Here is an 11024-nt window from a genome sequence, read left to right as displayed (position 1 = left end):
CCGCGGTGGCGATCGGTGGAGCGCGCCCGCGGGCGCCGCTCCACCGGATGCGCCGCTAGAGGTACTGACCGGTGTTGGCCACCGTGTCGATGGACCGGCCGGCCTCGGTGCCCTGCTTTCCGGAGACCAGGGTGCGGATGTAGACGATCCGCTCGCCCTTCTTTCCGGAGATGCGGGCCCAGTCGTCGGGGTTGGTGGTGTTGGGCAGGTCCTCGTTCTCGGAGAACTCGTCCACGCAGGCGGCCAGCAGGTGGCTGATCCGCAGGCCCTTCTGACCGGAGTCGAGGAACTGCTTGATCGCCATCTTCTTGGCCCGGTCGACGATGTTCTGGATCATCGCGCCGGAGTTGAAGTCCTTGAAGTACAGGACCTCCTTGTCACCGTTGGCGTAGGTGACCTCCAGGAAGCGGTTCTCCTCACTCTCGGTGTACATCCGCTCGACCACCCGCTGGATCATGCCCGCGATGGTGCCCTCCCGGCTGTCGCCGTGCTCGGAGAGGTCCTCGGGGTGGAGCGGGAGCTCCGCCGTGAGGTACTTCGAGAAGATGTCCTTGGCCGCCTCGGCGTCCGGCCGCTCGATCTTGATCTTGACGTCCAGGCGGCCGGGCCGCAGGATCGCCGGGTCGATCATGTCCTCGCGGTTGGAGGCGCCGATGACGATGACGTTCTCCAGGCCCTCGACGCCGTCGATCTCGGACAGGAGCTGGGGGACGATCGTGTTCTCGACGTCGGAGGAGACGCCCGAGCCGCGGGTCCGGAAGATCGAGTCCATCTCGTCGAAGAACACGATCACCGGGGTGCCCTCGGAGGCCTTCTCGCGGGCCCGCTGGAAGACCAGGCGGATGTGCCGCTCGGTCTCGCCGACGTACTTGTTGAGAAGCTCGGGACCCTTGATGTTGAGGAAGAAGCTCTTGCCGGACTGGCCGGTCTTCTCCGCCACCTGCTTGGCGAGGGAGTTGGCGACGGCCTTGGCGATGAGCGTCTTGCCGCAGCCGGGCGGGCCGTACAGCAGCACGCCCTTGGGCGGGCGGAGCTTGTGCTCGCGGAAGAGGTCGGCGTGCAGATAGGGCAGCTCGATCGCGTCCCTGATCTGCTCGATCTGCCGCATGAGCCCGCCGATCTCCTCGTAGGAGATGTCGGGCACCTCCTCCAGGACGAGCTCCTCGACCTCGGACTTGGGGATGCGCTCGTAGACGTAGCCCGAGCGCGGCTCCAGCAGCAGGGAGTCGCCGGCCCGGATCGGCTGGTCGAGCAGCGACTCGGCCAGCTTCACCACCCGCTCCTCGTCGGCGTGCGAGATGACCAGCGCGCGCTGGCCGTCCTCCAGGAGCTCCTTGAGCATCACGATCTCGCCGACGTCCTCGAAGCCCAGGGCCTCGACGACGTTGAGCGCCTCGTTGAGCATGACCTCCTGGCCGCGCTTCAGCTGCTCGGCGTCCACCGCCGGGCTGACGTTCACGCGGAGCTTTCGCCCGCCGGTGAAGACCTCCACCGTGCCGTCGTCCCTGGCCTCCAGGAAGACACCGAACCCGGACGGCGGCTGCGCCAGCCGGTCGACCTCCTCCTTGAGCGCGACGATCTGGTCCCTGGCTTCCTTGATGGTCGCGACCAGACGCTCGTTCTGGCCGGTGACGGCCGCTAGTTTCGCCTGTGCCTCGTGGAGATGCTCTTCGAGGACCCTGGCCTGCCGGGGAGACTCCGTCAGCTTCCGACGCAGCGCGGTGATCTCCTCCTGCAGGAAGGAGACCTGTGTTGTGAGGTCGGCGACCTCCCGTTCGCGCTGCGCGGCTCGAGCCTCAGCGTCGTCGCGAGCTGCCACGCCGTCACCTCCTTCCCAGTCGAGACCGACTACTCAAGACCCTACCCATCTGGGGGCTGTCCGTTACCTGGCCGGGCGGTATTCGTATGACTACATTAAGTGCTCGGTGATTAATCCCTTATATAGCGTTTAGTGCTGTCAGCATAAGAACACGACACACTGCTCCCGTGTCATGCCCGACGTCCGTCGTGGCCTAATCGTCATGTGGCGGAGATCACGCTCGCGGGCACGGAGGACGTCACGGAGGGGGCCGAGGTGAGGGTCACGGCGTCGTCGTGGACTCCTCGCCATACGCCCCCTTCGCCGGCCGCCTGCGCCGGGGTGGTGGTGTCACCCCGTCCGCCATGCGACGGGCCGTGACGAGGAAACCGGTGTGCCCGACCATCCGGTGGTCGGGCCGTACGGCGAGCCCTTCGACGTGCCAGTCGCGAACCAGGGTCTCCCACGCGTGGGGCTCGGTGAAACTTCCATGTTCCCGCAAAGTTTCGACCGTGCGGGAGAGCTGGGTGGTCGTCGCCACGTAGCAGCAGATGACGCCACCCGGCGTGAGAGCCTTGGCCGCCGCGTCCACGCACTCCCACGGGGCGAGCATGTCCAGGATGATCCGGTCGACGTCGCTCTCGTCGAGCGAGCCCACGAAGTCGCCCACGACCAGGCGCCACTGGTCCATCGGCCCGCCGTAGAACTTCTCCACGTTCTTCGTGGCGACCTCGGCGAAGTCCTCGCGGCGCTCGTAGGAGGTGACCCTCCCCTCCGGGCCGACGGCGCGCAGCAGGAAGCAGGTCAGGGCGCCGGAGCCCACGCCGGCCTCGACCACGCGGGCGCCCGGGAAGACATCGGCCATCGCGACGATCTGCGCGGAGTCCTTGGGGTAGATCACCGCCGCGCCGCGCGGCATGGAGAGCGTGTAGTCCGACAGCAGGTGGCGGAAGGCCAGGTACTGCGTGCCGCCGGAGGAGCGGACCACCGAGCCCTCGGGCTGCCCGATCAGGTCACTGTGCGGGATGAACCCCTTGTGCGTGTGGAAGACCCCGTCCTCCTTCAGCGTCACCGTGTGGCGCTTGTTCTTGGGGTCGGTGAGCTGAACCTGATCCCCGGCCTGAAACGGCCCATGCCTGCGAAAACCCATGCCCGCAAGGGTATCGGCGCGCGGGCCGTGGCCGGTTCGGTCCTGGCGCCCCCTGGGTCCGGCCCCCGCACCCGCCGGGGAAACCGGTTCGCCTCCCCTCGGCGGCACCTGATAGCACTGGATGGTGTTCACCCGAGACGTGATCCCCGCCGGCCCCGTCGTCCTGCGCGAGCTCACCGGCTCCGACGTCGAGCCGATGGTCCGCGCCTGCGCCGATCCCGAGATCATACGGTTCATCCCCACCGTGCCCGTCCCGTACGGCAGGGACGACGCCGTCCAGTACCTCACGCTGGCCGAGCGGCTCTGGGAGGCGGGCGGCGCCTCCTTCGCCGTCGCCGATCCCGCCACCGGCGAGTGGCTCGGCAACATCGGCCTCAAGGCGCTCGACCCCCGCGGCAACGGCGAGATCGGCTACCTGATCGCACCCTGGGCCCGGGGCCGCGGGGTGGCCACGGCCGCCACCAGGGCGCTGACCGAGTGGGCCTTCAGGCGCGGGGTGGAGCGCATGGAACTCCTGGCCGACGTGGAGAACCTGGCCAGCCAGCGGGTGGCGCTCGCCTCGGGGTTCCGGCACGAGGGCGTCCAGCGCGCGGCCGAGGCCCGGCGCGACGGCACCCGCGGCGACCTGGCGTCGTTCGCCCGGATCAGCACCGACTCCGGCGAGCGGATCTCCCCGTACCTGCCGCCCTTCCCCGGCGGGTCGCTGACCGACGGCATGGTACGGCTGACGCCGCTGACCGCCGAGGACGCCGACGACTACCACGCGCTGCGGAACCTGCCCGACACCGTGGCGCACAGCGTCCCGCCGGAGCCCCTCGACCCGGAGGAGAGCGAGGCGTTCTGCCGCGAGGCGGGCATGCACTGGCTCGCGGGCACCCGGGTGGAGGCCGCGATCCGCGACGCCGCCGACGGCGCGTTCGCCGGGCACGTCCAGCTCGGCAACATCGTCCCGCCGCTGGGCCAGGCCATGGTCGGCTACAGCATGCTGCCGGAGTTCCGCGGCCGGGGGTTCGCCGCCCGCGCGGTGGAGCTGCTGGTCGGCTGGGCCTTCGAGCGCACCCCGGTGGCCCGCGTCGTGGCCGGCACCGCGCCGGGCAACACCGCCTCGCAGCGGGTGCTGGAGAAGACGGGCTTCGCGCGCGAGGCCCTGCTGCACGGGCTGCTGCCCGCCCCGGACGGCAGCCGCCACGACGATCTCCAGTGGTACCGGCTGCGCCCCTGAGACCCCCGGCGGGCCCGTGAGAGGGCCGGGCGCGCTCACGAACGGCCGCCCGGCGCCTCCCTGGAACCACCGCGCTCACCGCGCTCCCTGGCGGCACCGGGGATTCGCCCGTCCCATTCACCCCATATGAGACATCTAGGGCTGGTCAAGCAGTGCTCTGGAGGTAATACTCCGAATCGCTACCCCGCCCGCCACCTCGGCGCGGGCACCCGGCTCCACGAAGAGAGGGGAAAGGGATGAGCACCATCCAGCAGATCGGGCCGGCCTCCGGCTCCGTCCTTCCGTACGGCGGGTCCGGAGACCGCCTGCGCGGCCTGATCGAGGCCTTCGCCGGACCCGGCGCCGACCACCTCGTCGAACAGGTGGTGGCGGCCGCCGCGGCGGTGTGCTCGGCCGGTTACGCCGGACTGGTCGAGGTCGACCCGGTGGCGGAGAGCGCCCGGCCGGTCCACGTTCACACGCCGCCCGGCGACCCGCTGGCGATCCGGCGGTGGCTGGGCGACGGCCCGGTGCTCACGACGCTGGCGACCCGCTCCGACCCGCTCCGGCTGCCCCGGGAGGAGCGGACGGGGCAACCCGGCTTCCTGGCCGTCCCGGTGCCGCTGGCCTCCCGGGGCCAGGCCTGCCTGTGGGTGGCCGGGCGGCGCTTCGACCACCGGGACGAGGACCTGCTGGTGCGCTTCGCGACCGCCGCCGGGCGCGCGATGGAGGCGGCCCAGGGATTCGAGGCCGCCACCCGGATGCTCCGCTCGGTGCACGCCTTCGCCCGGCTCCCCTCCGGCCGGGAGGACCCGGCGCAGCCCCGCGCGGTGGAGGGTTGAGGCCGGCGGTCAGTCCGCGCCGAACCTCGCCCTGAGCCTGGCGAACGCCGCGTCGGTGCCCTGCAGGGCCCGGTCGATGTCGGCGTCGGTGTGGGCGGCCGAGATGAACCAGTTGTGCCAGGGATGGAGGTAGACGCCCTCCTCCAGGCAGGCCGCGGACCAGAACATGCCCTTCTCCAGGGTGGCGTCGCCCTCGAAGGAGAGCCACGGGATCTGGACCGGGCCGGTCTGGTTGACCGTGAAGCCGTGGGCGGCGGCCTGCGCGGCCAGCCCCTCCCGCAGCCGGGTGCCGGCCCGTTCCATCAGCGCGACGCCGCCTATGGCGTGCAGGGTCTCGATGGTCGCCTTCGCGGCGGCCATCGGGGCGGCGTTGAACCAGAACGAGCCGGTGGAGTAGATCGTCCGGGCGGCGTCGCGCAGGGCGTCCACCCCGGTGACGGCCGCGATCGGGTGGCCGTTGGCCATGGCCTTGCTGAAGGCGTACAGGTCGGGGCGGACGCCCAGGGGTTCCCAGGAGCCGCCGAGGTCCAGCCGCCAGCCGCCGCGCACGTCGTCGATGACCAGGGCGGCGCCGAGCCGGTCGGCCAGCGCCCGCAGCCCGCGGGCGAACTCCGGTGCGGCGAGCTCCTGGTCCTCGAAGGAGTCGTGCTTGAACGGCGTCACGATGATCGCGGCGACGTCGGAGCCGGCCGGCCCCTCGGCCCGGGCCGCGGCGGCCTCGGCGCTGGCCAGGTCGTTGTAGGCGTACTCGACCAGGTCGGCCCGGTCGGCGGGGGTGGTGCCCGCCGTGCTCGGCGTGCACCAGGGGTCGGCCCCGTGGTAGGAGCCGTGGGCGACGAGGACCTTGGCCCGGCCGGTGGCCGCGCGGGCGACCATCAGGGCCTGGGTGGTGGCGTCGGTGCCGTTCTTGGAGAACATCACCCAGTCGGCCTGCGGGATGGTCTCCACCATCAGCTCGGCGAGCTCCACGTAGACCGGGCCGGGGCCGTTGAGGCAGTCGCCCTCGGCGAGCCGGGCCGCCACCGCGGCCTCCACGGCCGGGTGGCGGTGGCCCAGGATGATGGGCCCCCAGGAGCACATCAGGTCGACGTACTCGCGGCCGTCGGCGTCGTACTGGCGGCAGCCCTCGCCGCGCACGAAGAACTGCGGGTACTCCGGACCGTGCAGGGCCGCGTTGAGGTGGCCGTACATGCCGCCGGGCACGACCCGGGCGGCCCGTTCACGGAGTTTCGCGTCGATCGACATCTCAGCAGACATCCCTTTCGCTTCAGAGCCGGGGCAGGTCGAGGCCGGCGAGGTCGTCGAGGCCCGCGTCGGAGCCCAGGCCGCCGGCGACCCGGGCGGCGACCTCGGTGCCGAGCCGGGCGGCGTCGAGAACGTCGCGCCCGCCGGCCAGCCCCGCGATGAACCCGGCGCAGTAGGCGTCGCCGCAGCCGGTGGTGTCGACCACCGCGACGTCGAGCGCGGGCAGCCGTACGGTCTCCGAGGCGGTGGCCACCAGGCTGCCCTCTCCGCCCAGCGTGACCAGCACCCCGCGCGGCCCCTCGGCCAGCAGCGCGGCGGCGGCCTCCTCCGCGCCGGCCCGGCCGCTCATCATCAGCGCCTGCTCCTCGTTGGGCAGGACGTAGTCGACGTGCGGCAGGAAGGCCTTCGCACCGAGCACCAGGTCGGGCATGTTGGACAGCAGGTCCATGGTGACGACCGTCCCCGCCGCCCGCGCCTCGTCCAGCAGCGCGAAGAAGGCGGGGTCGTGCAGGCCCCAGGTCACGTCCATGCCGCCTAGATGCAGGACCCGGGCCGCCCGCAGCCGCTCCGGGTCCACGTCGGCCGTCGACAGGCCCAGGTTGGCGCCGGGCACGTGGAAGGACGGGCGTCCGCCGTCCGGGCGGATCGGCAGGATCGAGGCGGCGGTCTGCTCGCCGGGCCTGCGGACGATCCCGGTCACGTCCACCCCGTGCCGCCCCATCACCATCAGCAGGAAGTCGCCCAGCTCGTCGTCGCCGACGGCGCCGGCGGAGGCGACCGGGACGCCCAGCTTCGCCAGGTCGACGGCGGTGCCGGCCGCCGCGCCGGCCGCGGTGATGCGGATCTGCTCCAGCAGGTGGGTGTCCTGCCCCGCGGGGATGGACTCCACCGGCCGGGCCAGCACGTCCACGATGTGCACCCCGAGAGTGACGACGGCCATGGCGAGCCCTCCTCATGTTTTGCGCGCCTGAGCGGATGATAGACGGCCCCCCGGACGCGTTGTCAACGGATCCGGACTCAGGAGATCAGCGCGTAGAGGCGGTCGGCCACTCCCCTGGCCGTGGGCCGCTTGGCCGCGTCCCCGATACAGGAGCCCACCAGGTCGGCCAGCTCCGGCTCCAGGTCGCCGCGGACCGACGGCGGCGTGGCGTTGATCTTCCGCAGGGTCAGCAGCGGGTCGTGGACGGGCAGCTCGCCGTAGAGCCCGGTGCCGGTCGCCGCCCAGTGCAGCGTCGCGCCGAGCGACCAGACGTCCCCGGCCGGCGTGGGCCTGTCCCCCCGCAGCAGCGCCGGGTCGGTGAACTCCACCGACCCGATCCCGCCCATCCCGGTCACCGTCGCGCCCGGCGCCAGCACCTGCGACAGGCCCAGGTCGGACAGCTTCCCGCCGAGGTCGGTGAGGAGCACGTTGCCGGGGGTGATGTCCCGGTGCACGATCCCCTCCTCGTGCAGCGCCTGCGCGGCGTGCGCGACGCAGGCGACGGCGCGCAGCGCCCGGTCCCTGGAGGGCGGCTCGGCGGGGCGGCCCAGCGACCCGCCGGGCAGGTACTCCATCGAGTAGTAGAACACCCCGCCCTGCTGGCCCGCGTCGTAGAGCGTCACCAGGTACGGCGAGCGCACCGCGGCGAACGCCTTCAGCTCACGGGTGGCCCGCCGGAACGCGTCGGCCCCGGTGCCCCCCAGCACCTTCACCGCGACGAACTCGGCCTCCACCGGCAGCCGCGCCGGCCTCCTGGCGAGATAGAACTCGCCGTGGTTGCCCGCTCCCAGCGAACGGACGAACTCGTAGTCGGCGATGCCTTCCACCGCTGTCTCCCCTCCGTGCCACACCTCGCGCGACCCTCGCGGCGACCTCCCGCAGACGGTAACGTCGCCCTGGTCATTGTCGGGGCTTTTCATTACTTACGGGAAGCGTGCTCGCCTGTGCTCCACATGGACCTCCTCCTGCTCGACCTGGTGATCGTCCTGGCCGCCGCGAGACTTCTGGGCGCCCTGGCCAGACGGCTCGGCCAGCCCCCGGTCGTCGGCGAGATCCTGGCGGGCATCCTGCTCGGCCCCACCCTGCTCGGCCCGCTCCTGGGCGACGAGCTGTTCGGCCCGGAGATGAAGCCCCCGCTGCAGGCCCTGGCCAACGTCGGGCTGGTGCTGTTCATGTTCGTCGTCGGCCTGGAGCTGGACCAGAAGCTGGTCCGGGGCAAGGGCCGGATCGCGGTCACCGTCGCGCTCGGCTCCACGGTGCTGCCGTTCGTGCTGGGCTGCGCGCTCGCGCTCGCCCTCGCGTCCGACCACGTCGGCGGGGACAAGACCCTGCCGTTCGTGCTGTTCATGGGCGCGGCGATGGCGGCCACCGCCTTCCCCGTGCTGGCCCGCGTCCTGACCGACCGCGGGATGCAGCGCATCACGCTCGGCGGCCTGTCGCTGGCGGCCGCCGCCGTGATCGACGTGCTCGCCTGGACCGTGCTCGCCGTGGTGGTGGCCGTCGCCGGGGCCGGGGACGCGGAGGGGCAGTGGAAGGTCCTGCTCGCGCTGCCGTACGCGCTGGTCGTGTTCCTGGTGGTCCGGCCGCTGCTGGCCCGGCTGGTGCCCGCCTACGAGCGGGCGGGGCGGCTGACGCCCGGCCTGCTCTCGGTGGTGCTCCTGGGGCTGATCGGCTCGGCCTGGGCGACCGAGTGGATGCACGTGCACTTCATCTTCGGGGCGTTCCTGTTCGGTGCGGTGATGCCGCGCGAGGGGGCCGAGCGGCTCAACCACGAGATCCTGGAGCGGCTGGAGCAGCTCGCCGTCCTGCTGCTGCTGCCGGTGTTCTTCGTGGTGGCCGGGCTCAACGTGAACCTGCGGGAGCTGGACCTGTCCAGCCTCGGCACGCTGGCCGCGATCCTGGTGGTGGCGATCGGCGGCAAGCTGCTGGGCTCGTACGCCGCGGCGCGGGCCGCGGGGGTGCCCGGACGGCAGTCGTGGGCGCTGGCCACCCTGCTGAACACCCGGGGGCTGACCGAGATCGTCATCCTCACCGTCGGCCTGCAGAAGGGCGTGCTCGACAACGAGCTGTACTCGCTGATGGTGGTGATGGCGCTGGTCACCACCGGGATGACCGGTCCGCTGCTGCGGCGGGTCTACTCCGACCGGCGCGTCGCCCGCGACATCGCCGAGGCCGAACGCGCCGCGCTCGGGGAGACGGCCGCGCACCGGGTGCTGGCCGTCGTCCCCGACCCGCCGGGCGAGCAGGGCCCGCTCGCGGACCTGGCCGCCACCCTGGCGCGGTCCGCCGCGCCCTCCGAGGTGGCCCTGACCCACCTGCGCCCCTACCCCCGGGAGCGGCTGGAGGTCGGCACCGGGCTGTCGTCCGAACTCGCCGAGATGGCCGAGGTCCTCCACGATCTGGAGGCGCTGGCCGCCGCCGTCCGCACGCGGGGCGCGGAGCCGAGGGTGATGAGCCGGTTCGCCTCCGACGCGGCCGCCGAACTGCCCGAGGTGGTGTCCGGGGCCCGGCCGGACCTGCTGGTGCTGCCGGCGGGCGTCCCGGGCTACGCCGAGGTGCACGCCGCCGCGACGTGCCGGGTGGTGACGGTGCTCTCCCCCGGCGAACCGGAGCTCGCCGGTTTCGGGACCGGGCCGGTCGCGCTCCACCGCGACTCCGGCGGATCCGACGCCGCGGCCCACGTGGCGCTCGTCCTGGCGGTGCTGCACGACCGCCCGCTGGTCGTCTCCGGGGGCGGGCGGGCGCCGCGCTGGCCCAGCGGCTGTCCAGGCTCGGGGTGGCGGCCACCGCGGGCGAGGTCCCGCCCGGCGCGCTGGTCGTGGCCCCCGACACGGGGACCGTACCGGACGGCGCGCACCTGCTGGTCCGGGCCGAGCAGGACCCCGACCCGGTCGACTGGGCCGCCGCCGTCTCGGCCTGCGCGCTCCGGCGGCGCAGGGCTGAGAGCGGTGCTCCGGCGGCGCGGCTGAAAGCGGCGCTCCGGCCGACGCGGCCGAGAGCGGCGCTCCGCCTACCGGTTGCGGTGCGACTCGTAGCGCATGGTGCGCGAGACGCCGATGCGCACGGTCGTGCCGGGCATGATCGTGACCGGCTCGTTCGGCGGGATGTCGTAGAAGTTCGGGTCCCCGGGCGGCTGGATCTGGGTCCCGTTCACCGAGCCCAGGTCGATCAGGTTGACGTCCCAGCCGTCCAGCGCCACCCGCAGGTGGCGGCGGGAGACCGAGCCGTCGGGGCTGGTGACCTTGGCCGGGCGGACCGAGCCGTCGGCGACCTCCGGAGCCCGCTCCGGGTCGCGGCCGAGCAGGTAGTCGGCGTCCAGGCGCAGCGTCATCCCGTCGTCCAGCAGGAGCACGCCCAGCGGCGGGCGCGGCCCCTTGTAGGGGACGAGCGTGCGCTGCACCAGGGCGATGCCGCAGACCGCGCAGTAGGGCACCCGCGGGTCGTTGAAGTGGTCGTTCTTGCAGTCCACGCCGTGGACCAGCGGCCGCGACTCCGGTTCGGGCGCCGGAGGCGGCATGAGGTCCGGCGAGCTCGGCGGGCCGCCGGGGGTCAGCAGTTCGTACTCGAACGACTCGTTGCGCAGGTCGCCGGGGCCGAGGGGATCACCGCCCATCCCGTTCGCCCGGGCGGTCTCGGCGTCCTCCTGCGAGGTGAAGCCGGGGCCGGAGAGCGGGCCCTGCCCCTGCGCGGGGACCGCCGGCATCGGCCCGGAGTCCCACGGCTGCGGAGCGGGGGCCTGCGGCTCCATCGGCGGGGCGGGGGGCTGCGCGTAGGTGGTCCCGGCGGGCCCGGCGGGCTTCATGGGGAGG

General features: G+C 72.8%; 9 protein-coding genes. 3 read left to right on the top strand and 6 right to left on the bottom strand.

Going from position 1 to position 11024, the window contains the following annotated elements; translation table 11 throughout:
* Positions 1 to 55: 55 nt before the first annotated feature.
* Together arc and ACWJ6R_RS20075 are read right to left on the bottom strand one after the other, a co-directional pair.
* Positions 56 to 1819, bottom strand: coding sequence for a proteasome ATPase (gene arc, locus ACWJ6R_RS20080; RefSeq protein ID WP_449063705.1), 1764 nt, complete (start codon positions 1817 to 1819; stop codon positions 56 to 58).
* 262 nt (positions 1820 to 2081) lie between these two features.
* Complete coding sequence (locus ACWJ6R_RS20075) at positions 2082 to 2948, bottom strand: tRNA (adenine-N1)-methyltransferase (protein ID WP_449063704.1); 867 nt, start codon at positions 2946 to 2948, stop codon at positions 2082 to 2084.
* A 121-nt stretch (positions 2949 to 3069) separates the two neighbouring features.
* Between ACWJ6R_RS20075 and ACWJ6R_RS20070 the strand changes: the two genes are divergently transcribed.
* Positions 3070 to 4170 carry a GNAT family N-acetyltransferase gene (locus tag ACWJ6R_RS20070; protein ID WP_449063703.1) on the top strand — a complete coding sequence of 367 codons (1101 nt, stop codon included), beginning with the start codon at positions 3070 to 3072 and terminating at the stop codon, positions 4168 to 4170.
* A 236-nt stretch (positions 4171 to 4406) separates the two neighbouring features.
* Complete coding sequence (locus tag ACWJ6R_RS20065) at positions 4407 to 4991, top strand: hypothetical protein (protein ID WP_449063702.1); 585 nt, start codon at positions 4407 to 4409, stop codon at positions 4989 to 4991.
* A 9-nt stretch (positions 4992 to 5000) separates the two neighbouring features.
* Here the strand turns inward: ACWJ6R_RS20065 and ACWJ6R_RS20060 are convergent, their stop codons facing one another.
* From ACWJ6R_RS20060 to ACWJ6R_RS20050, 3 genes are all read right to left on the bottom strand, one after another.
* Positions 5001 to 6236, bottom strand: a complete 1236-nt coding sequence (locus ACWJ6R_RS20060; RefSeq protein ID WP_449063701.1) for an aminotransferase class III-fold pyridoxal phosphate-dependent enzyme — start codon at positions 6234 to 6236, stop codon at positions 5001 to 5003.
* 22 nt (positions 6237 to 6258) lie between these two features.
* On the bottom strand, positions 6259 to 7176 hold the full coding sequence (locus ACWJ6R_RS20055) for a carbohydrate kinase family protein (RefSeq protein WP_449063700.1): 918 nt from the start codon (positions 7174 to 7176) through the stop codon (positions 6259 to 6261).
* A gap of 77 nt (positions 7177 to 7253) precedes the next feature.
* Complete coding sequence (locus ACWJ6R_RS20050; RefSeq protein WP_449063699.1) at positions 7254 to 8042, bottom strand: serine/threonine-protein kinase; 789 nt, start codon at positions 8040 to 8042, stop codon at positions 7254 to 7256.
* 126 nt (positions 8043 to 8168) lie between these two features.
* On the opposite strand from ACWJ6R_RS20050, the gene ACWJ6R_RS20045 reads away from it, so the two are divergent.
* Positions 8169 to 10184 (top strand): cation:proton antiporter, encoded by a 2016-nt coding sequence (locus ACWJ6R_RS20045; protein WP_449063698.1) that lies wholly within the window; start codon positions 8169 to 8171, stop codon positions 10182 to 10184.
* Positions 10185 to 10225: 41 nt separating this feature from the next.
* Here the strand turns inward: ACWJ6R_RS20045 and ACWJ6R_RS20040 are convergent.
* The coding region (locus ACWJ6R_RS20040; protein WP_449063697.1) for an FHA domain-containing protein at positions 10226 to 11024 on the bottom strand (799 nt) is incomplete at its 5' end.

This window comes from Planomonospora algeriensis, from assembly GCF_977012225.1.
Note: the sequence above shows the minus strand (reverse complement) of the source record. Positions and strands in the feature narration are given on the sequence as shown.